Source organism: Mailhella massiliensis, from assembly GCF_900155525.1.
GTDB classification, from domain to species: Bacteria; Desulfobacterota; Desulfovibrionia; order Desulfovibrionales; family Desulfovibrionaceae; genus Mailhella; species Mailhella massiliensis.
The window spans coordinates 61,845-83,962 of sequence record NZ_LT706942.1 but is presented as its reverse complement, the minus strand read 5'-3'; the positions used below and the strand labels follow the sequence as shown (position 1 = coordinate 83,962).

Below are 22,118 nucleotides of genomic sequence, written 5' to 3'. Positions count from 1 at the left end.
GTATCCGGGCTGTCCATGACTCGTCAGGCTTCCGAAGAAGCTGATCAGGCATTTTCAGCAGGAGCTTCCGCTTCGGCGGCAGGGGCTTCCACGGGAGCTTCTTCTTCAACGATGTGCTTTTCTTCAGACACGATCTTCACGGTGAAGGCGGGAACCACGTCGGCGTGCAGACGGGCGCGCACATGGTGTTCGCCCAGAGTGCGGATGGCGCCGTCGAGCAGCAGACGATGGCGGTCCACTTCAATGCCCATGGCGGCAAGGGCGTCGCCGATCATGGCGGGCGTCACGGAGCCGTAGAGCTTGTCGTTTTCACCAACACGCATGGTGATGGTCACCACCACGCCTTCCAGCTTGGAAGCGAGGTCGGCGGCAGCAGCGCGAAGGGCGTCCATACGGGCCTGCAGCTTCTTGCGTTCCAGTTCGAACACGCGGATGTTGGCGGGAGTGGCAAGGCTGGCAAGCTGCTGAGGAAGCAGGTAGTTGCGGCCGTAACCGGGCTTGACATTGACGATGTCGCCGAGGTGACCGAGCTTTTCAACGTCGGCACGAAGGATAACTTTCATTTTGCTCTCCTATGCCGTTAGATGTTGGTCTTCTTCTTCACTTCGCTGGAATGGGCGGAAGTGTAGAACAGCAGGGCCATCTGGCGGGCGCGCTTGATTTCGGTGGTCAGAGCGCGCTGATGCTTGGCGCAGGTGCCGGTAATGCGGCGGGCGACGATCTTGCCGCGTTCGGTGATGAAGTCGCGGAGGATGTCGGGACGCTTGTAATCGAGAGCCAGTTCGGCGTCGGCGCAGAAGCGGCAGAACTTGCGGCGAGGAGCAAACTTCTTACGGAAAGCCATTACGCGACCTCCTCGGTGGCTTCAACGGAATCAGCCAGCTTGACGGTCATGAACTTGAACACGCCGTCGGTGATGCGGATGATGCGTTCCAGTTCAGCCACGAGCTGAGAAGGAGCGGCGTATTCGAGGCGGACATAGAAGCCGCGCATCTGCTTACGGACAGGATAGGCCAGATCGCGCATACCCCACTGATCCACGAGAAGCATTTTGCCGCCTTCGCGGACAACCACTTCATCCATGGTCTTCAGGATGGTTTCGCGCTCTTCCACAGACAGCTCCGGAGAAAGGAGCAGCAGGGTTTCCATTTTGCGCATGTAAGATCTCCTTACGGTCAGAGGTCCGCCGCTTCCGACTTCCTGCCGGAAAACCATACGGCGAACAAGGTGAATTGCTGTATTTACTCAGGAGGGGCCTTTCTGTCAAGCCCCCCTCCCCCGCCCCCCGGAGAAGTCTCTCCGCTTCTTCCTGCATGAACTTGCCGGAAGCCGTGCGGAAAAAAGGCGCCCGGCAGGAATCAGAGCCTGCCGGACGCCGGAAAACCGTTATGAAAAGGCGCCGTCGCCCTTTCAGATATCCATGATGATGCGATTGGTGCTCAGCACGCCGAGCACGGGAGCAAGCAGCCTGTCGGGCACGCTCACGGTCTCGCGCGGGCGGGGATTCACGGGCGAGGTCACGCCTTCAAGGGTGAAGGCCTTCTGCGAACGCGCGATGAAGGCCGCAAGATCCTCCACGTTCATGGCAAGCCCGGGGAGAATCTCCGGCGCAGGTTCGCGGTATTCCACAATGAGCTTGCTGCTGTCGGCTCCGCCCGTCCATTCATAGCGGGCCACGAGGGTATCCCCCTGCCAGGCGGCCTTTCCGCCCTGCGCGAACAGAGGCGTCCACGGGTCCATGGAGGCGGGACGCACATACACATGCACGGTGGCGTCGTTCGGAGCGATGCCGTTGTTCTCGTACAGCACCTTCAGCGACTGGAAGTCCACGCCGATGGCCCGCACCTCCCAGATCATGTCGCTGGGGCTTTCCGCCAGCACGGTGACGAGCTGCGAACCTTCTCCGGCCTGGAGGGAAACCCAGGCGTCCACGGAAAGCGTGCGCAGCATACTGTTTTCATAGGGCACGCGGCACAGCGTATAGCCGGAAAGCACCTGATCGTAGCCGGGAGCGGCCTTCACGCTCACTACCGGGGAATAGGTGGAAACGAAGGCTCCGGTGGAAGCGTCCACACCACGATACATGGAAGATCCGGCACAGCCGCAAAGCATCGTTGCAGCGGCCAGAAGCGCACAGGCAAACATATGTTTCATGAGAATACCTCTTTTCGGCAACAGGGTGACATGTTCTCCCGCTTTTTCGGGAGGATTCCATCATAAGACTATCCCGCGGCGTTGGCAACGGTGCGGGGAGAGAGAAAACGGCCTTGCTCTCCGCGCGGGCAGATGGCATGTTCGGAACATGAACATCACCGTAGCCATCAGCGGCGGCGCAGACAGCCTCTTTGCGCTGCTTTATCTCAAGGAACAGGGCCACTCGGTCACGGCTCTGCACGCCCGTTTTCTGCCCTCGCCCCCCGGCGGCGATCCCGTCCCCGCCATGAGGGAACTCTGCCGGAGCATCGGGGTTCCGCTGCGCGTGGTCGATCTTGCAGAACCGTTCCGCCGTTTCGTCATGGAACCCTTTGCTCTCGCCCATGCCGCCGCACGCACGCCGAATCCCTGCGCGATCTGCAACCGCGCCATGAAGTTCGGCCTGCTGCTCGATGCCGCCGCGGCATACGGGGAAACCTACGCCACCGGCCACTACGCCTCCATGGAAGAGCACCCCGTGTACGGGCGGAGCCTGCGCGCCGGAAAAGACGCCGCCAAGGATCAGAGCTACTTTCTTGCGCTGGTGCCCGTCGAGAGGCTTCGCCGCTGCCTGTTCCCCCTTGCCCCGTGGAAAAAGCCCGACATCCGCGCATGGCTGGCCGACCACGGGCATACGCCTCCGCTGCCTTCCGAAAGTCAGGAAATCTGCTTCATCCCCGGCGACGATCACTACGCCTGGCTGGAAGCGAGGCAGAAGGAGGGGCTGAACCTGCCAGGGCCCGGTCCCGTGCTGCTTGCCGGAGAAAACAAGATCATCGCCCGTCACCGGGGACTCTGGCAGTACACCGAAGGCCAGCGCAGAGGACTGCGCATCGCCTGGAAGGAACCGCTTTATGTGCTGAAGCGCCTTCGGGAAGAAAACACCCTGGTGGTGGGGCCGAAGCATGTTCTGCCCGTGACGTCCTGCTCCGCCGGGGAACTCAACCTCATGGTCGCGCCGCATCTGTGGCCGGAAAAACTCTTCGTGCGCGTGCGCTACCATCAGGCTCCGGTACCGGCAGACGTCACCATCAACGAAGACCGTATGCACATTGCCTTCGCCTCGCCTCAGCAGCCCCCCGCTCCCGGACAGGTCGCCGCCGTGTACGACGGTGAAGGCTTCGTTCTCGCCGGCGGCGTGCTGGACTGAGTGCCCGGCCAGAATGCCGCAAAGCCGCCTGCTTCCCGGCACGGACGCCCCCAGAACCTTCCTGCGGAGAAAGAAACCTTGGGCTTTTCTGCAGAAAGTTTTTCAGGAATTATTCCTGATTTATGACCGGAATCACTTGATTCCGCGGGCCAGTGCGTCTATGATGCCACCCATTCGGCTTCGGTCTTCCCTGCCTCCGGCACGGAAGTACGACTTGTGCCCATGCCCTTCCCGCCGGGGAACGGCACGCACGGCACACATCCGGCCGATGCACCCAACGCACCGGAAAAGCGTGTCTTTTTCCTGCGCTTTGGTAACATTGTTGAAAAGGCATGAAGCCGTCGGGCGGCACAGAGCGCAGACGCGTCATGCCTCGGGCCATATTCTTCCGCCCCTTCCGACGAAAAGGCGGAATCCGTTGCGGCGCGACAGGGAAACGGCGTTTTTCCCGTCCGCTCTTCACGACAACGCGCACCAGTGAGGATCGTACATGATTGGCATTTCCAAGCTTTACTGCGGGCAGGTGGAACCGTCCGACGCTCTGCGTTACGGCCGCCATTCCGGCAAGCTGCCTTCCCACCTTCTCCAGTTCTCCGCCGACAAGAAGCCCGTGGTGGTCTGGAACATGACGCGGCGCTGCAACCTGAAATGTGTGCACTGCTACGCCCAGGCCGAAACGGACAAGGGCGTGGACCCCATTTCCACAGAACAGGCCAAGATCATGATCGACGACCTCGCCGCCTACGGCGCGCCGGTCATGCTCTTTTCCGGCGGCGAACCCACCATCCGCAAGGATCTGCCGGAACTGGCGAGCTATGCCACCGCGAAGGGTATGCGCGCCGTCATCTCCACCAACGGCACCCTCATCGACCGCGCCATGGCCAAGGAACTCAAGGCCGTGGGACTTTCCTATGTGGGCGTTTCCCTCGACGGCGGCGAAGAGGTGCACGATCATTTCCGCGGGGTGAAGGGTTCCTTCCGCCGTGCTCTCGAAGGTCTGGACTACTGCCGCGAAGAAGGCATCAAGGTCGGTCTGCGCTTCACCATCAACAAGCGCAATGCCGTGGAAATTCCCAAAATTTTTGACATTCTGCGCGAGCGCGACATTCCCCGCGTGTGTTTCTACCACCTGGTGTACTCCGGCCGCGGCACGGAACTCATCAACGAAGACCTGAATCATCAGGAAACCCGCGCCATCGTGGACCTCATCATGGACAAGACGCGCGAGTGCTTCGACGCGGGCACGCCCAAGGAAGTGCTCACCGTGGACAACCATGCCGACGGGCCCTATGTGTGGATGCGCCTGCTCAGGGAAGACCCGAAGCGCGCCGAAGAAGTGTTCCAGCTTCTGCAGTTCAACGAGGGCAACAGCTCCGGCAGAGGCATCGGCTGCATTTCCTGGAACGGCGATGTTTCCGCCGACCAGTTCTGGCGTCACCATGTGTTCGGCAATGTGCTCGAACGCCCCTTCTCCGAAATATGGGACGACCCGAACATCGAACTTCTGCACAAGCTCAAGGACAAGAAGCCTCACGTGAAGGGCCGCTGCGCCAAATGCCGTTTCCTCAATATCTGCGGCGGCAACTTCCGTTCCCGCGCCGAAGCCTACTACGGCGACGAATGGGCGGAAGATCCGGCCTGCTACCTCACCGATGAGGAAATCGGCATCAAGTAATCCGCACGCAACGGGGAGGCTCAGGCAGAGCCTCCCCGTTGCCGCTTTTTCATCCTCTCCGTCTCCGCAGCAACAGCCATGGCCCTTCCCGTTCTTGACGACTACCTTTTTGCAACCCTTGCCGTATGTCCGAAGACGGCTCCTTTTTCCATCCATGACCTCATGGAGCCCGTTGCCGCATACCTTCATCTTACGCCCGACGATCTTGCCGTAAAACTGTCCAGCGGAGGTTCAAAACATAAGAATCAGATACGCTGGTCTCTCGTCTTCCTTACCATGGCACGTCTGCTGCTCCGCGTACGAAGGGGCATGTACCAGATTACGCCCGACGGTGTTCACTATCTGTCCGGTCACCATGCCCTGACCAGAAAAGATCTGCAGCAGTTCCCGGAATATCGTCTATGGATCAAAAACTCCAACAAAAATGACGAAAAGGATCATGACGACTCCGGCATGACGAAAAAAAATGATGCTCAGGACATGACGCCGGAAGAATCCATCGACAACGCCATGGAGACCATCAACGCAGCTCTTGCTTCGGAACTGCTTGAAGCGGTCAGGCACAATTCTCCCCAGTTCTTTGAGCAGCTGGTCGTGGACCTCATGCTGGCCATGGGATACGGAGGTTCCGTGGAAGATGCCGGAAAGGCCTTCAAGACGACATGCGACGGTGGCATCGACGGTATCATCAAGGAAGACAGACTCGGTCTGAGCAGTATCTATCTTCAGGCAAAACGCTGGGAAAACACTGTGGGCAGACCCGACATACAGGCTTTTGCCGGAGCGCTCATGGGCCGCCATGCCACACGGGGCGTGTTCATCACGACATCGAAATTCTCAAAGGAAGCTCTGGAATACGCCCGGCTGCTTTCCCAGGCTTCTCTGGTGCTGATCGACGGCGAAAAGCTCGTTCAGCTCATGATAGAGTACAACATCGGCGTTTCCGTCTACAAAACCTATAAGGTCAAACGACTCGATTCGGATTATTTCAACGAAGATGCCTAGCCCTTGGTCCGTCGGACTTCCCATCGGGGCTCGCCCGATAAAAAACTCACTGCAAAAGTTCTTTCATGACCATTTCCCTTCTTCTCGGCGAACAGATCGCGGCCATGCTGCTCATGGTGCTCATGGGCTATGCCGTGGTGAGGCTCGGCCTGCTCAGGGCCGAACAGAGCGCGCCTCTTGCGGCCGTGGCCCTGTACATCGTGGGCCCCTGCATGATGCTCGACGCCTTTCAGGTGGAATTTTCCCAGGACAAGCTTCACGGACTCTTTCTGTCCCTTGCGGCGGCCGCCCTTGCTCAGGCTCTCGCCATTGCGCTGAACGCGCTCATACGCCGTCCCCTCAGGCTCGATCCCGTGGAGCAGGCCTCCGCCATCTACTCCAACGGCGGCAATCTCATCATTCCCATCGTCATCCATGTGCTGGGGCCTCAGTGGGTGCTGTACACCAGCGGCTTTCTCATCGGACAGACGGCCCTGTTCTGGACGCACTGCTACACGCTGCTCAAGAAAAACGGGCAGGTGCACCTCAGAAACATTCTCTTCAACGTGAACATCCTCGCCATGGCGGCGGGCGCGCTGCTCTTCGTCACCGGACTGCACTTTCCCGAAATTCCCCGGCTCGCGGTACATGCCACGGGTTCCATGATCGGCCCCCTGTGCATGATCGTCACGGGTATGCTCATAGGCTCGGTGAGCTTCCGCCGCATTCTCGCCTACAGAAAGCTCCCGCTCATCGTGGCGCTGCGCCTTGTGGTCTTTCCCCTCGTCACGCTTCTGCTTTTCCGTGCAGGCGGCCTTTCCTCATGGGTGAAGGACGGCGACACCATACTGCTCATCAGCTTTCTTGCGGCCGCCGCCCCCTGCGCCTCCACCGTCACGCAGATGTCGCACCTCTATGGTCACAACGGCGAATACGCAAGCCTCATCAACGTGGTGTCCACACTGCTCTGCGTGATAACCATGCCCGTCATGGTCTATCTTTTCCAGATCTGACGTTCTCCGCGGCGCTGAGAACACCCAGCTCCGGGAGATGTTCCTCCGGTGTGACTCCGGCCCTTTTCAAAGCCGGGGGCCGGTGTTATCTTCTCTCTCGTTTTCATCGACCGTCAACGCGCCGTACGGCGCAAAGGATACTTCCATGACCAGTCTTTCCTTCCATCGCGGCCGCCGTCTGCGCCGCACGCCCGCGCTCCGCGACATGGTGCGCGAAACCTCCCTTTCCGCCGCCGACCTCATCATGCCCTATTTCGTGGTGGACACCCCCGACGAACACTTCCGTCAGCCCATCGCCTCCATGCCCGGCCAGTACCAGCTTTCCCTTGCGGAACTGGAAAAGGAAATCGGCAAGGCCGTGGAAACGGGCCTGCGCTCCGTGCTGCTCTTCGGCATTCCCGCCGAAAAGGACCCCGTGGGCTCCGGCGCCTATGCCAGAGACGGCATCGTCCAGCGCGCCACGCGCATGATCAAGAAGAACTGGCCCGACCTTGTCGTGGTCACCGACCTGTGCCTGTGCGAATACACCTCCCACGGGCACTGCGGCATCATTGCCGACGGCGACAAGACCGGCCATGTGCTCAACGATCCCACCCTCGACCTTCTGGCGAAAACCGCCGTTTCCCAGGCCGAAGCCGGTGCCGACATCATCGCTCCCTCCGACATGATGGACGGGCGCGTGCTCGCCATCCGCAACGCTCTGGACAAGGCGGGATTCGAGGAAATTCCCGTCATGTCCTATGCCGTGAAGTATGCTTCCGCCTACTACGGTCCCTTCCGCGATGCGGCCGAATCCGCTCCTCACTTCGGCGACCGCCGCACCTATCAGATGGATCCCGGCAACGTGCAGGAAGCGCTTCGCGAAATGCAGGCCGACATTGAGGAAGGCGCGGACATGTTCATCGTCAAGCCCGCCGGTCCCTATCAGGACGTGATCCGTCTCATGCACGACAGCTTCGACGTGCCGCTCGTATCCTATCAGGTGAGCGGCGAATACTCCCTCATCTGCGCCGCCGCCCAGAACGGCTGGATCGACCGCAAGGCCGTGATCATGGAATCGCTCATCGGCCTCAAGCGCTCCGGTTCCAAGATGATCATCACCTACTTTGCCGCGGAAGCCCTCCGCGAAGGCTGGATCCGCTGATGAACGGCCATAACGACGCCATGGGTTCCCTGGGTGCCTGCCATCCCGGCGGGCACCCCATGGGGAGGGGAAGGCACGGCGAAAGGCCGCGCCTTCTGCCCGACGGTTCTCCCAAGTGCCGCCTCATCGCCTGGGAAGTGACGCGCTCCTGCAACCTGGCCTGCAAGCACTGCCGGGCCGAGGCGCATCCCGAACCCTACCCCGGGGAACTTTCCACCGCCGAAGCCAAGGCCCTCATCGATACCTTCCCGGAAGTGGGCGAGCCCATCATCATCTTCACCGGGGGCGACCCCATGATGCGTTCCGACGTATATGAACTTGCCGCCTATGCCCGCGACAGGGGGCTGCGCTGCGTCATGTCGCCCAACGGCACGCTCATCACCGAAGAGGCCGCCCTCAGGATAAAGGAAGCCGGGTTCCAGCGCTGCTCCATCTCCATCGACGGAGCCGACGCCGCGAGCCACGACGCCTTCCGCGGCGTGCCCGGAGCCTTCGACGCCTCCATGCGCGGCATCGAATACCTCAAGGCCGCGGGCGTGGAGTTTCAGATCAACACCACGGTCACCAAGAGCAACCTCCATTCCTTCAAGGACATCTTCCATCTGTGCGAACGCATAGGGGCCGTGGCGTGGCATATCTTCCTGCTGGTCCCCATGGGCCGTGCGGCGGAAATACAGGAAGAGGTCATTTCCGCCGAGGAATACGAGGAAGTGCTGCACTGGTTCTATGACTTCCGCAAAACGACATCCATGTATCTCAAGGCCACCTGCGCGCCGCACTACTACCGCATCATGCGTCAGCGCGCCCGCGAGGAAGGCGTGAGCGTGACCATGGAAAACTTCGGCATGGACGCCATGACGCGCGGCTGCCTCGGCGGCACGGGCTTCTGCTTCATCAGCCATACCGGCCAGCTCCAGCCCTGCGGCTATCTCACGCTCGACTGCGGCAACGTGCGCGACACCCCCTTCCCCGAGCTCTGGAAAAAAACGCCGTGGTTCCTCAGGTTCCGCGACCAGAGCGCCTACAAGGGCAAGTGCGGCGTGTGCGAATACCACAAGGTATGCGGCGGCTGCCGCGCCCGCGCCTACAGCATGACCGACGATCCCATGGCGCAGGAACCCCTGTGCCTGTACCAGCCCAGGTCGGCCGCAAAGTAAACCGTTCCTCCCTCCCGGGAAGCGCGCCGTTTTCATGCGGCGCGTTTTCCCGGGAAGGCGCGGATTCTCAGTAAGCATACAAGACCGGCGGAAATTTCTTCCGCCCCTCAGGCAGCAAACGTCCGGGCAGGCCCCGGACCTTTTCCCGCACGACACTCCGCCCGTCTTTCTCCGCAGAAACGGGCCATACAGGAAGAACGCCTCCCCCCTGGCCTCAAGGAGCTTCGCGATGTCTCAGACCGAATCCATGGACCTCATCGACAAGAAACTGCTGGACATCATCCAGACGGATTTTCCGCTGGTTCCCCGCCCCTATGAGGAGCTGGGGAGAAAGCTCGGCATTTCCGAAGAGGAAGCGCTTTCCCGGGTGAAGTCCATGAAGGAAAGAAAGATCATCCGCCGCCTGGGGGCCAATTTTCAGTCCGCCAGGCTGGGCTTCCGCTCCACGCTGTGCGGCGCGCATGTACCGGAAGAGAAGCTCGACGCCTTCATCGCCGATGTGAACGCCCTGCCCGGGGTGACGCACAACTATCTGCGCAACCATGAATTCAACATATGGTTCACGCTCATCGGTCCTTCCTGGGAGGACGTGTGCGCCACCATCGCAGGGATTGAGGAACGTACCGGCGTTTCCGTCATGAACCTGCCCGCCGAGAAACTTTTCAAAATACGGGTGGACTTCCAGATGGAGGAATAGCCCTGCAAGGCTCCCGCAAGGGGGCCTTTTCTTTTGCCTCATGATCGCCGGGGCCGAACGATACGCAGGCTCAGGGCCTTCCGCCCGCTTTTCTCCCGGGGGAGAACCGCTGCTCCGCTTCATTGACATGCCCAGCCCTCACCGCTAGGCTGAAGACGGGTCGGCATACGGCACGGCGGGGGCGGCGCGTTCTGCTGCCGCATCCCCGGAACACGCCGTGGCCGGATGCGTTCATCCTCATCTTCCAGAGGAGGTGCCATGCTCCAGGCCTTTCAGAACATGTTCGATCTTCTCGGCTGCGAAGAACCCCTGGGAACAGGTTACGCGCAACAGGCCCCGGAACATTCTCTCACGCCCGTCCCGGGGGGCGGACACGCCTGCCTCATCAATTATCTGCGCCTTGCGCGCGAAAAAAAGACCTGCGTGCACTTTTCCTCCGCCGTTCCGGGCTGCATGGGCGGATGGGTGTATCTCGGCTACACGCTTCCCGCGCCGGAACGCATCGTGCACTTCGTTACCACAGGCTGGCGGGGCGGCGAAGGTGAACATTATCTTCCCTCTCCCGATTCCATGCGGCGCTTTCTGCAGGATATCGACATCCAGCCCGCTCCCGCGCCCTTCTGCACGGCCGCGCCCCTTTCTTTCTGCCGGGAAGAACCGCAGCTCGTCACCTTCCGATGCCGCGGCGAAGTGCTCAGCGGCCTTTCCCTGCTTGCCTGCTTTGCGCTGGATGATCACCACGCCGTCGCCATGCCCTTCGGTTCGGGCTGCGCCCATATTTTCGCCTGGCCGCTGCACTACCGGAACAGGGGCATGAAAAAAGCCGTGGTCGGCGGAACCGATCCTTCCTGTCGTCCCTTCATGGGGGTGGACGAACTTTCCTTTACCGTAACCTTCGAGGTGTTCCGCGCCATGGCCGAGGCCGCGCCCCGCTCCTTCCTTACCGGAAAGACCTGGGCCGCCGTACGGAAAAAGATAGAGAAAAGCCGCAGGGCATGGGAATCGTAACGCGGCGCCAAGGCCGCTTCGGCAAACGGCGCCGGCCTCTGCCCCGGGAACGAATGACGGGTGCTCGAAAAAAAGCCCCGCAAGGCTCCCGGAAGCCGGAGTCCGGAGCCGTGAGGGGCGAAAAGGCCGCCTGGAGCGGGGCGCGGCACACGCCGCAGAAAGGCGGAAAAAACCTGCGCCGCAACGGCTGCGCCGCATCCGCGCCCTTGCGCCGGGAAAAATTTTCGGAAAGCGTGAATTATTACTTTCTTTCGCAAGGGGGATAAAGTATAAGAAACAAGAGCGCAATGCGTCAATGGGATGCCTTTCTGCCGAAAATATGGCAGAAGGTTCCTTTATTTTTAATCTCCCAGAAATTTTCCATAGAAGGGCTCTTTCATGAAAACCAAGTTCATCTTTGTTACCGGCGGCGTGCTTTCCTCCCTCGGAAAAGGCCTGGCCGCGGCTTCGCTGGGCGCGCTGCTGAAGGCTCGCGGGCTTTCCGTGACCATCCAGAAGCTCGACCCGTACATCAATGTCGACCCCGGCACCATGAACCCCTTCCAGCACGGCGAAGTGTACGTTACCGACGACGGGGCTGAAACCGACCTCGACCTCGGCCACTATGAACGCTACCTCGACGTTTCCCTTTCCCAGAACAACAACACCACCTCCGGGCGCATTTACTTCAACGTCATCAACAAGGAACGCCGCGGCGACTACCTCGGCGGTACCGTGCAGGTGATTCCCCACATCACCGATGAAATCAAGCGCACCATTCTGAGCCTCACCGAGGGCGACAACGCTCCCGACGTCGCCATCATCGAAATCGGCGGCACCGTGGGCGACATCGAAGGCCTGCCCTTCCTGGAAGCCATCCGTCAGCTTCGTTCCGACATCGGCCGCAACAACTGCCTGAACATCCACCTCACTCTCGTGCCCTACCTGCACGCCGCCGGGGAATACAAGACCAAGCCGACCCAGCACAGCGTGAAGGAACTGCTTTCCATCGGCATTCAGCCCGACATCATTCTCTGCCGCTGCGAACAGACCATTCCCGCGGACCTCAAGAAAAAGATCGCCCTGTTCTGCAACGTGGACGAAGACGCGGTGTTCACCTCCGTGGACGTGAAGAACGTGTACGGCGTGCCGCTCAAGTTCTATGAGGAAGGCTTCGACCAGAAGGTGGCCATCATGCTGCGCCTGCCCGCCCGCAACGCCGATCTTTCCGGCTGGCACAAGCTCATGCACGACTTCGACGAAGCCGCCAAGAGCAAGGTGACCATCGCCATCGTGGGCAAGTACGTCGACCTCAAGGAAGCCTACAAGAGCCTGCACGAAGCCCTCGTCCATGCGGGCGTGGCCAACCATGTGTCCGTGAATCTGAAGTACGTCAATTCCGAAGAGGTCAATGCGGAAAACGCCGCCGCCACCTTCAAGGGCTGCGACGGCATTCTGGTGCCCGGCGGCTTCGGCTACCGCGGCGTGGAAGGCAAGATCGAAGCCATCCGCTATGCCCGCGAAAACAAGGTGCCCTTCTTCGGCATCTGCCTCGGTATGCAGTGCGCCGTGATTGAATTCGCCCGCCATGTGGCCGGACTGACCAAGGCCAATTCCGAGGAATTCGATCCGCTCACCGACGAAAAGGTCATCTACCTCATGACGGAATGGTACGACTTCCGCAAGAACTCCGTGGAAGTGCGTGACGAAGCCAGCAACAAGGGCGGCACGCTCCGCCTCGGCGCGTATCCCTGCACGCTTCTTCCCGGTACCAAGGCTGCGGAAGCCTACAAGCAGGAAAACATTTCCGAACGCCACCGCCACCGCTACGAGTTCAACAACGCCTTCCGCGAAACCCTCAGCCAGCACGGCATGGTGTTCAGCGGCACGTCTCCCGACGGCACGCTGGTGGAAATCGTGGAACTGCCCGATCATCCCTGGTTCGTGGGCTGCCAGTTCCATCCTGAATTCAAGTCCCGTCCCATGCGCGCTCATCCGCTCTTCCACGACTTCATCGCCGCTGCGGTGAAGCAGTCCAGGAAGCGCTGATATTCCGGGCGGGAAAACTCATTCCCGCCTTCTCGCCGGACAGGGCGCCGCATTCATGCGGCGCCCTTTTCTTTTTTCCGTCTGCACAGGGTACCTTTCCAAAGCCCCGTGGTCTCCGCCTCGTCAACACCGCCGATACCTTCGGGCACATCCGTCCCCTCATACATGAAACGCACGCCTGCCGCTCAACGGCAGAAGCGCGCAGCGCAGTCCCTTCCCCGTCCTGCGCTGAGAGGAAGAAACGGATTTTCCCCGGGACGGAAAACAAAAGCCGCGCCCGATCAGACGGAAGCGCGGCCTTTCCGCATGAAAAGGACCTTTCTCTAACTGCAGGAAGGGCCTTTCTCCACTCTTTTTTCCAGAAAAATCAGATTTTCGGCAATAAGGCCCTCAAAAAGCGTGGATGCCTTGCCTGCATCGCGGAAGCCCAGTCTGCGGTACAGCCTTGCCGCAGGTTCATTATGCTCCCAGGTGTCGAGACGTATGACATCGCAGCCGCGCCGGGCCGCCTCGTCCAGCGCAAAGCGCACCATGCGCGAACCTGCGCCCTTTCCCGCCTGAGAAGGCGGAACGCAGAGCGTGTGGATGACCAGCACCTTGTCCGGCTCTGCGGGATACCGCCAGTCGATGGAAGCATACACGTCAAGCTGCACATGGTTGAGGAGCATACTCGCGCAGACCTCTCCGTTCTCCTCCAGCACATACAGCGTGCCGTCCGCCACACCCTTTTCCGCCACGCTTCTTGTGGGATACACGCCCAGTTCCCAGTTGGTCGTGCTGCCGTGCTCCCGTTCAAAGGTCAGAAGCTCGGTATAGTGTTTTTCCACGACATCAATATCGTGTTCCGCCGCTCTGCGTATCATGCTTCATCGCCTCCTCTGCATGTTTTCCGGCCCATCCGTCGGCCTTCACCGGCCCCCGTGCGCTTCCGTCCCGAAAGACGCGGGGGCCGCGGACATCTCATCAATAAAAAATCCGGGGGTATTTTCCCCCATGAAGGAGACAAAAATCCCCACGGAGCCCGGAAGCGCCGTGGGGATCATCTCAAAGCATTACAGGTTTCTGCCGCAGCACTTCTTGAACTTCTTGCCGCTGCCGCAGGGGCAGGGATCATTGCGGCCCACCTTCACGCCGTTGTAGAGGTGATGTTCCTCCGGCTCCTGTGCAGGGCCGCCCATGGCGGCGGGATCCGTCTTGTGACGAAGGTTCAGGGCAGGTTCGGGCCTTGCCTCCGCTTCCTGCGCGGGAGCTTCGGGAGCGGTCTGTTCCTGCTCTTCCTCTTTCCGGTCGCTTTCCTGCGGGTTCTGCTGTTCCGCCTCGGAGGAAACGGGCTGTTCCGCCGTCGGTTCCTGCGCGCTTTCCGCCGCAGCTTCACCACCTTCCGCGCCTTCCACTTCGCCCGGTTCCACACGACGCATACGCACATGTGTCAGGGAGGTGAGCGCACCTTCATGGATGCGGAACAGCATTTCCTTGAACATGGCAAGGCCTTCGCTCTGATATTCGCGCTTGGGATCGCGCTGGGCGTAGCCGCGCAGGCCTATGCCTTCGCGCAGGTAGTCCATGGCGCGCAGATGATCCTTCCAGCAGCGGTCCAGAGCTTCCAGCAGGAAGTAGCGCAGGATGTCGCCGTACACGGGGCCGGCCTCCTCGCGCAGTTCCTGGAAGATGCGTACCACGGCCTCGCGGGCCTGCTCCTTGCCGGGAATGGCGCTCATGGTCATTTCGGGCATGGCGCGGGCAATATTGAACACTTCCAGCAGGCGGCCGTTGACTTCCGCGCACATTTCGGCGTCGGGAGCTTCCTTGATGGCTTCCACAGGCTGATAGATATTGTCGAGAAGCTCGTCCACGAACTCGAACAGCACGCCTTCCACATCGGGCAGCTGCATGAGGTCGCGGCGCAGGCTGTAGATCACCTCGCGCTGCTGGTTCATGACGTTGTCGTAGTCGAGCAGCGTCTTGCGGATTTCAAAGTTGTGGCCTTCCACGCGCTTCTGGGCGTTTTCAATGGCCTTGGACACCATGCGGTTCTCAATGGGTTCGCCTTCCTTCATGCCCAGCTTTTCCATGAGGCCGGAAATGCGTTCCGAACCGAAGATGCGCATGAGGTTGTCTTCCAGCGAAAGATAGAAGCGGGAGGAACCCGGGTCGCCCTGACGGCCGGAACGGCCGCGCAGCTGATTGTCGATACGACGGCTTTCATGGCGTTCCGTACCCAGAATATGCAGACCGCCCAGTTCCTTCACGCCTTCGCCGAGCACGATGTCGGTACCGCGCCCCGCCATGTTGGTGGCGATGGTCACATGTCCCTTCTGCCCTGCCTGGGCCACGATGGCGGCTTCCTCGGCGTGATGCTTGGCGTTCAGCACGCTGTGCGGCACGCCTTCCTTTTTCAGCATGGAGGACAGAAGTTCGGAAGTCTCGATGGAAATGGTGCCCACCAGAACGGGCTGCCCGCTCTTGTACAGTTCCTTGATGGACTCGATGATGGCCTGGTATTTCTCCCGCTGGGTGCGGAAGATGAGATCGGGCATGTCCTTGCGGATCATGGGCTTGTTGGTGGGAATGGTGATGGTTTCCAAGCCGTAGATCTGGTCGAATTCCACCGCTTCCGTCTGAGCCGTACCCGTCATGCCCGCCAGCTTGTCGTACATGCGGAAGTAGTTCTGGAAGGTGATGCTGGCCAGCGTCTGGTTCTCGGCCTCGACCTTCACCTGTTCCTTGGCTTCCAGAGCCTGATGCAGGCCGTCGCTGAAACGACGGCCGGGCATGAGGCGGCCCGTGAATTCGTCGACGATGACCACCTTGCCTTCGTCGCTCACAATGTAGTCCACATCGCGCTTGAAGCAGTGATGGGCCTTGAGCGACTGCAGGATATGGTGCTGATAGGAAATGCTGGCCGGATCGAACAGGTTTTCGATGCCGAGCATCTTTTCGCACTTGGCCACGCCCGCATCGGTGAGCATGGCCGTCTTGGCCTTTTCGTCTATGGTATAGTCTTCCTGAGCGGCAAGATGACGGACGACGGCATCCATGGCCTGATACAGTTCCGTGGACTCGTCGCTCGCACCGGAAATGATGAGCGGGGTACGGGCCTCGTCGATGAGAATGGAGTCCACTTCGTCCACGATGGCGTAGTTATGGCCGCGCTGCACCAGCTGTTCGGCATAGAACTTCATGTTGTCGCGCAGGTAGTCGAAGCCGAACTCGTTGTTGGTACCGTAGGTGATGTCGCACGCATAGGCGGCCTTGCGCTCCTCGTCGGACAGCCCCTGCACGATGACGCCCACGGAAAGCCCGAGGAAGTTGTACAGGCGTCCCATCCACTCCGCGTCACGGCGGGCGAGGTAATCGTTCACCGTGACCACATGCACGCCCTTGCCGGAAAGGGCGTTGAGCACCACGGGGAGCGTGGCTACCAGGGTTTTGCCTTCGCCGGTCTTCATTTCCGCGATCTTGCCCGCATGAAGCACCATGCCGCCCACAAGCTGCACGTCGTAGTGACGCATACCCATGACGCGGCGGGAAGCTTCGCGCACAAGGGCGAAGACTTCGGGCAGCACGTCGTCCAGCGTACGGGCGCCGCTCTGCACCGCATCGCGGTATTCCGCAAGCTTTACGGGAATCTCCTCGTCGGAGAGCGCCTGCATCTGAGGTTCAAGCGCGTTGCACTTTTTGAGTTTGGGGCGCAGAGAACGGAGGTAGCGTTCATTTCGGGTGCCGAATATTTTGCCGATCAGGAACTTGATCATGGGAATCTCCAGAAAAGGACGTTGAAACAAGGCAGAAGATAAGTCATGCCTCCCGGTTTGGCAAATGTTCCCGGGGGACTTTTCCGTCTTATTTTCCGGCAAAGCGGCATTTCTCCGCCACATTTTCCCCGCTGACGGAAAAAACGCCTTGCCGCAGCCGGAAAAGACGCGTCTTTTCTCCCCGAACCGGGACGAACGCGGGCCGTCCTTCTTCGCCATGCCATCCGGGCCTGCCGCCCTCCCCCGCCTCCGCCGGACTGGACAAAAAAACGCGCCTGTTTCATGATGAATCAACATGCCCGTTATCCCCGGCGTGCGGTGCGCCGGGCCGCAGCGACCTCTTCCAAGCCCCTTAAGATATACGCCATGCTGAATATTCCCCGACCGCTTACCGCTCTTTTCTGTCTCCTCGCCGCAGCGGCCCTCGCCGGCGGCTGCTCCACAAAGAACACAGGCTACCAGAACGGACGCTACCGGGGCACCAGCCCCTACACGGTGCGCGGCAAAACCTATTATCCGCTCAAGTCCGCGCACAATTTCGTGGAAACGGGCATCGCCTCCTGGTACGGGCCCGGCTTCCACGGCAAGAAAACCTCCAACGGGGAACGCTACAACCAGAACGAAATGACGGCGGCGCACAAGCTTTTGCCCTTCGGCACCATGCTGCGGGTAACCAATCTGGAAAACGGCAGGGTCACGGAAGTCCGCGTCAACGACAGGGGGCCCTTCGTGGGCAGCCGCGTCATCGATCTTTCCCGCGCCGCCGCCAGGGATCTCGGTATGCTCGGCAAGGGCACGGCCCGGGTACGCATCGTCGCTCTGGAAAGCGACGGGGAACCCGCGCTGGTCACTCCCGACGGCGACATGCTGGGACTTTTCTATGTGCAGATAGGTTCCTTCCGCGAACGCCCGCGCGCCGTGAATCTCGCGGACTTCATGCGCACGCAGGGCTACGGCTGCCGCATCGCCAGACACGACGGCAACGATCTCAACTTCGTCCAGCTCGGCCCCTACCATTCCCGCTCCAGCGCGGAAAAAACGGCCCGTTCACTGAGTCTCACCTATCGCGGACTCTTCGTCATTGCGGAATAGCCCTGCCCTTTCAGGAGATTCCATGCCCGTACCTTCCGAAGGCCCGCGCGCCAGATCCGGCGAACATGCAGGCCCCGTCCTCGGCCTGAGCGACGAGGAACTCGCGCTCTGTGCCAAATCCTGCGTTCTTCTCAACCGGCAGATAGGCATAGGCTCGGCCCTTACCTATCTTTTCGGCATACTGAGCGAGCACTTTCCCCTCACGCGCATCTTCTGCGGTTTCCGGCGTTACAAGACCTCCATCTTCACGCCGCTTGCCGATACGCTCTCGGATACGCACAACCGCGTGCGCACTCTGGCCACCACGAATTTCACCCAGGACCAGATCAATCTGCTCATGGGCTCGGATTCCCTGCGGCCGTACACCATCAACAACGCCTCCATGCTCAAGAACGCCCAGACGAGCCTGCGGGAGGAGGATCTTGCCTCCTACCTGCGCATTCCGCTCTTCACCGTGGGCGAGGCCACCTTCCAACTCATCTTCTGTTCCAACATCGCCAACACCTTTTCCCAGAAACTTGTGGACAAGCTGCTCGAGCTCGTCACGCCCCTCGGAGAAAGCCTCCGGGAAGATTTCATGAACAACGGCGACCTGCGCCCCGCCGAACGCATAGGCAATCCCGGAGGAAGCGCATCCAACCGCCTCCGCGCCATGAAGGGAATGCACGATCTCTACACGCAGATGGCGCAGGCGGCCTCCACCGACTGCACGGTGCTCATTCTGGGAGAAACCGGCACCGGCAAGGAACTGGTGGCCAGTGCGGTGCAGGAACTGTCGCTGCGCTCCAGCCGTCCCTTCGTCAAGGTGAACTGCGGGGCCATCAACGAGCAGCTTGTGGACAGCGAACTTTTCGGCCATGAGCGCGGAGCGTTCACCGGAGCCTACGGCGCCCATACCGGCTATTTCGAGGCGGCCAACGGCGGCACCATCTTTCTCGATGAAATAGGCGATCTGCCCCTTTCCCTTCAGGCCCGTCTTCTGCGCGTGCTGGATCAGCGGGAAATCCGCAAGGTGGGCGGCACGCACGCCGTGCCGCTGGATATCCGCGTCATCGCAGCCACGCACCGCAATCTCATGGAAATGGTCCGGCAGGGCAAATTCCGCGAGGACCTCTGGTACAGACTCAACGTCTGCGTGCTCCACATTCCGCCGCTGCGTGCGCACCGGAGCGACATTCCCGCGCTGGCACGGCTTTTTCTCATCGAAAAATCCAAGATCATCGGCGTCAATTTCCCCAGCCTCACGCCGGAACAACTGGAAAAGCTCTGTCAGCACAACTGGCCCGGCAACGTGCGCGAACTTGAGCATCTCATGGAAAGGGTGCTCGTGCGCCTCAAGGGCGGACAGTTCAAACTCGACGATATTCTCGACAGCGAACTGTCGCACATCCACAGACTGGACAGAACGCTCACCGTTCCCCCGCCCGCGCAGGGCTGCGGCGAACACTTCGTCTGCCCGTACGCGGGGGCCGCTCACGCCCCTCGTCAGCAGGAAGGCACGGATGAGCAGTGGCACGGCCCCGTCGCCCTGCGCAATCTGCTGCGCTCCACCCCGTGGCCTTCCCTGAAGGATCTGACGGAAAGCTACATCGACGACGCCCTGCGCCACACCGGAGGACGCATCGGCGGGGACGACGGCGCGGCCGCCCTGCTCAATGTGCACCCCAACACGCTCCGGGTACGCCGCCAGAAAAAGAAGCAGACCGACGGCGCGTAGAAAAACGCTTTCCTTCCGGCATGAGAAAAGGCCCGCAACGAGAACATTGCGGGCCTTCATCATATCAGACGGTTATTGCCGCAGGATCAGTACAGACCAAGCACGCCGCCGCCGATGAGAAGCACGCTGGCCACGCACAGGGGAATCCAGATGAAGGAGATGGTCACACCGGCCTTCAGCCAGTCTCTCATGGAGTAATAGCCGTACTGGTAGGTGACGAGCTGCACGGCGTCGATGACCAGCACCAGCGATGCGGAAGCCAGGAAGCCCAGCGGCAGAGCCAGCACCACGGGGTTGAGGCCCTTGCTCTGCGCAAGAGCGATGATCATGGGCATGAACACGGCGATGATGGCCGTGGAGTTGGTGACCAGCAGGTGAATCCACATGGCGAAGAAGCCGATGATGAGCATGAGCAGCCAGGTGGGCAGTTCCAGCAGGCCGCCCAGCAGGGTGTTGCCCATCCAGGCCGCCGCGCCGCTTTCCCAGAGGGACATGCTGAGGGAGCAGGCGCCGCCGATGAGCATGAGGATGCTCCAGCCCATGCGGGGACCGGCATACTTCCAGTCGATGAGGTCGACGCCGGGCACGAAGAGCACCGCACCGCCGAGCACGGCGAGAATGGGCAGCGGAATGTGGTGGATGCTGTCGGTGCACCACAGGACGATGTTCACCAGCATGAAGATGGCGAACTTCTTTTCGTCGCGGCTCATGGGGCCGAGTTCCTTCCAGGCATCTTCAAAGCATTCCGTGCCTTCCAGGTAGTCGAGTTCCAGCGGGAAAAGCTTGAGCAGGATGAACCAGACCACGGGAATGAGCACTATGACCACCGGCATGCCGATGGCGGCCCACTGCAGGAAGGACATGTCCACACCGGCCATGTCGCGCAGAAACTGCATGGTGAGGATGTTCATGGAAGCGCCGGTGGGCGTGGCGATACCGCCCATGAGCACGCCGATGGGCAGACCGATCATGATGGCGCGGGCAAAGTTGCTGCCGTTGGCCTGGCAGCGGTTCTGCTCAACGATCTTGAGGGCGATGGGGGCCAGCATCACCACCACGGGCACGTCGGCCATGAATGCGGAAAGAATGGTGCCGCCGGCGATGAAGCAGAGGAGCAGACGGGCGGGATTGCCGCCCGCAAGGCGGGAAATCCAGAGCGCCACGCGTTCGGAGAAGCCGGAACGGGTGAAGGCGAACGTGACGCAGAACATGCCGAAGCAGAAGAACACGATGGGGTTCGCGAAGTTGGCAAGGGCCTTGTTGAACGGCGCAGCCCCGGAGAGAGGCTGAAGCATGGTCATGAGGATGGCGGCCACGGCGAGAGGAAGCGCGTCGGTCACCCAGATGATGACGGCCGCCACCATGAGGGCTATGGAGCACTGCCCCTGATGGGAAAGACCTTCCACGGGGCCGAACCCGTAGGCGATGGCAAAATAGGCGACGATTGCCGCAAGGAGCTTTACGGCGCGCTGCGGGGAAAAGGGAATGGCGGTGATGATTTCTTCTTTCTCAGACATGCAAGTTTCTCCGAACTGAAATTTCTCGTCAGAATCCCGCTGGGGGGAAGATTCCGGCATCGAACCCCGCAACCGGAATCTCCTCGGAGACATCCGGCGCCGGGTTCGGACCGACTCAGTGAATGCTCCAGCCTTCGTCCACGAAGAGGGCCTGGCCCGTAATCATGGCGGCGTCGTCGGAAGCGAGGAAGGCCACGGCGGCTCCGATTTCCTCAGGCTGCACGAGACGGCCGAGCAGCATCTTGGGATGCACGGAAGAAGAGGACCCCATGGCCCTGGTCATTTCCGTGGCCACGATGGCGGGGCCGACGGCGTTGACCGTAATGCCGAGGGGCGCCCATTCCAGAGCCAGAGCGCGGGTGAGCACGTTGATGCCGCCCTTGCTCGTCTGGTAGGGAACGCGCTTGTCCAGCACGTTGGTGGACAGGCTGGAGGTGATGTTGATGATGCGTCCGCCGTGCGCCATGTGCTTCACCGCCGCCTGGGCCATGAAGAAGGGAGCCTTGAGGTTCACGTTCAGAATGGTATCCCAGCATTCTTCCGTCACTTCCAGCGCAGGCACGGGGCGGTTGACGCCCGCGTTGTTCACCAGAATATCCAGTCCGCCGAGTTCGGCGACGGTATCGTCCAGAGCGACGGGCAGTTCCGCCGTACGCGTGATGTCCATGACGCGGATGACGGCCTTGCGGCCCAGTTCCCGAATGAGGCGCGCCGTTTCCGTGAGGCCTTCACCGTTGATGTCCCAGCAGGCCACGTCGGCCCCGCGAGAGGCGAGCGTGAGGGCTATGGCCCTGCCCAGTCCGCGACCGGCTCCGGTCACAAGCGCCTTTTTTCCCTGCAATCCTTGTCCGTTCATAACCTATCTCCTTATGCCGCTTCCTGCCCTGAGGCTCAAAACCGGCGTATTACCGTGAAGACAACATCCGCCCCTAAGCATTTTTCATGCCAACTTGTGAAAAACTGAAAAATCAATACGTTGGAAAAGATA

At 60.7% G+C, this 22,118-nt stretch carries 19 protein-coding genes; 11 read left to right on the top strand and 8 right to left on the bottom strand.

All coding sequences use genetic code 11. From position 1 onward, the window contains the following. Positions 1-44: 44 nt before the first annotated feature. The 4 genes from rplI to CZ345_RS02805 form a co-directional block, all read right to left on the bottom strand. Positions 45-563 (bottom strand): 50S ribosomal protein L9, encoded by a 519-nt coding sequence (gene rplI, locus CZ345_RS02820; protein ID WP_077071686.1) that lies wholly within the window; start codon positions 561-563, stop codon positions 45-47. 17 nt (positions 564-580) lie between these two features. After that, positions 581-844, bottom strand: coding sequence for a 30S ribosomal protein S18 (rpsR, locus tag CZ345_RS02815; protein WP_077071685.1), 264 nt, complete (start codon positions 842-844; stop codon positions 581-583). After that, positions 844-1,158: a 30S ribosomal protein S6 gene (rpsF, locus tag CZ345_RS02810; RefSeq protein ID WP_077071684.1), complete on the bottom strand. Its 315-nt coding sequence runs from the start codon at positions 1,156-1,158 to the stop codon at positions 844-846. The genes rpsR and rpsF overlap by 1 nt, the downstream gene beginning before the upstream one ends. A 252-nt stretch (positions 1,159-1,410) precedes the next feature. After that, the gene (locus CZ345_RS02805) at positions 1,411-2,154 is read right to left on the bottom strand and encodes a DUF4851 domain-containing protein (RefSeq protein ID WP_077071683.1); all 744 of its coding nucleotides are present in this window, start codon (positions 2,152-2,154) and stop codon (positions 1,411-1,413) included. A gap of 148 nt (positions 2,155-2,302) precedes the next feature. On the opposite strand from CZ345_RS02805, the gene CZ345_RS02800 reads away from it, so the two are divergent. The 9 genes from CZ345_RS02800 to CZ345_RS02760 all read left to right on the top strand — a co-directional run bounded on the left by CZ345_RS02800 (position 2,303) and on the right by CZ345_RS02760 (position 13,049). Beyond that, a complete protein-coding gene (locus CZ345_RS02800) occupies positions 2,303-3,343 on the top strand; it encodes a tRNA-specific 2-thiouridylase (RefSeq protein WP_077071682.1) in 1,041 nt (346 codons plus the stop codon). Positions 3,344-3,833: 490 nt separating this feature from the next. Beyond that, positions 3,834-5,018 carry a 12,18-didecarboxysiroheme deacetylase gene (gene ahbC / locus CZ345_RS02795; protein WP_077071681.1) on the top strand — a complete coding sequence of 395 codons (1,185 nt, stop codon included), beginning with the start codon at positions 3,834-3,836 and terminating at the stop codon, positions 5,016-5,018. Positions 5,019-5,096: 78 nt separating this feature from the next. Continuing rightward, entirely contained in the window at positions 5,097-6,023 is a 927-nt protein-coding gene (locus CZ345_RS02790; protein ID WP_077071680.1) for a restriction endonuclease, read from the top strand. 65 nt (positions 6,024-6,088) lie between these two features. Then, positions 6,089-7,015, top strand: a complete 927-nt coding sequence (locus tag CZ345_RS02785) for an AEC family transporter (RefSeq protein ID WP_077071679.1) — start codon at positions 6,089-6,091, stop codon at positions 7,013-7,015. Positions 7,016-7,160: 145 nt separating this feature from the next. Further along, on the top strand, positions 7,161-8,159 hold the full coding sequence (gene hemB, locus CZ345_RS02780; protein WP_077071678.1) for a porphobilinogen synthase: 999 nt from the start codon (positions 7,161-7,163) through the stop codon (positions 8,157-8,159). After that, positions 8,159-9,316 carry a heme b synthase gene (gene ahbD, locus CZ345_RS02775; protein ID WP_077071677.1) on the top strand — a complete coding sequence of 386 codons (1,158 nt, stop codon included), beginning with the start codon at positions 8,159-8,161 and terminating at the stop codon, positions 9,314-9,316. The genes hemB and ahbD overlap by 1 nt, the downstream gene beginning before the upstream one ends. A gap of 229 nt (positions 9,317-9,545) precedes the next feature. Further along, entirely contained in the window at positions 9,546-10,013 is a 468-nt protein-coding gene (gene ahbA / locus CZ345_RS02770) for a siroheme decarboxylase subunit alpha (RefSeq protein WP_239446596.1), read from the top strand. Between the two features lie 258 nt (positions 10,014-10,271). Then, entirely contained in the window at positions 10,272-11,021 is a 750-nt protein-coding gene (locus CZ345_RS02765) for a DUF169 domain-containing protein (RefSeq protein WP_077071676.1), read from the top strand. 378 nt (positions 11,022-11,399) lie between these two features. After that, positions 11,400-13,049 carry a CTP synthase gene (locus CZ345_RS02760; RefSeq protein WP_077071675.1) on the top strand — a complete coding sequence of 550 codons (1,650 nt, stop codon included), beginning with the start codon at positions 11,400-11,402 and terminating at the stop codon, positions 13,047-13,049. A gap of 323 nt (positions 13,050-13,372) precedes the next feature. On the opposite strand, the gene CZ345_RS02755 is transcribed toward CZ345_RS02760, so the two are convergent. Then, the gene (locus CZ345_RS02755; RefSeq protein ID WP_077071674.1) at positions 13,373-13,912 is read right to left on the bottom strand and encodes a GNAT family N-acetyltransferase; all 540 of its coding nucleotides are present in this window, start codon (positions 13,910-13,912) and stop codon (positions 13,373-13,375) included. Positions 13,913-14,101: 189 nt separating this feature from the next. After that, positions 14,102-16,804, bottom strand: a complete 2,703-nt coding sequence (gene secA / locus CZ345_RS02750) for a preprotein translocase subunit SecA (RefSeq protein WP_077071673.1) — start codon at positions 16,802-16,804, stop codon at positions 14,102-14,104. A gap of 282 nt (positions 16,805-17,086) precedes the next feature. Between secA and CZ345_RS02745 the strand changes: the two genes are divergently transcribed. Both CZ345_RS02745 and CZ345_RS02740 read left to right on the top strand, forming a co-directional pair. Further along, positions 17,087-17,896: a septal ring lytic transglycosylase RlpA family protein gene (locus CZ345_RS02745; RefSeq protein ID WP_239446595.1), complete on the top strand. Its 810-nt coding sequence runs from the start codon at positions 17,087-17,089 to the stop codon at positions 17,894-17,896. Between the two features lie 22 nt (positions 17,897-17,918). Next, positions 17,919-19,613: a sigma-54 interaction domain-containing protein gene (locus CZ345_RS02740; RefSeq protein ID WP_077071671.1), complete on the top strand. Its 1,695-nt coding sequence runs from the start codon at positions 17,919-17,921 to the stop codon at positions 19,611-19,613. 86 nt (positions 19,614-19,699) lie between these two features. Here CZ345_RS02740 and CZ345_RS02735 read toward each other — a convergent pair whose 3' ends face one another. Together CZ345_RS02735 and CZ345_RS02730 are read right to left on the bottom strand one after the other, a co-directional pair. After that, positions 19,700-21,130 carry an SLC13 family permease gene (locus CZ345_RS02735; protein WP_162274918.1) on the bottom strand — a complete coding sequence of 477 codons (1,431 nt, stop codon included), beginning with the start codon at positions 21,128-21,130 and terminating at the stop codon, positions 19,700-19,702. A 115-nt stretch (positions 21,131-21,245) separates the two neighbouring features. Beyond that, positions 21,246-21,986, bottom strand: a complete 741-nt coding sequence (locus CZ345_RS02730; protein ID WP_077071670.1) for an SDR family NAD(P)-dependent oxidoreductase — start codon at positions 21,984-21,986, stop codon at positions 21,246-21,248. Positions 21,987-22,118: the final 132 nt, after the last annotated feature.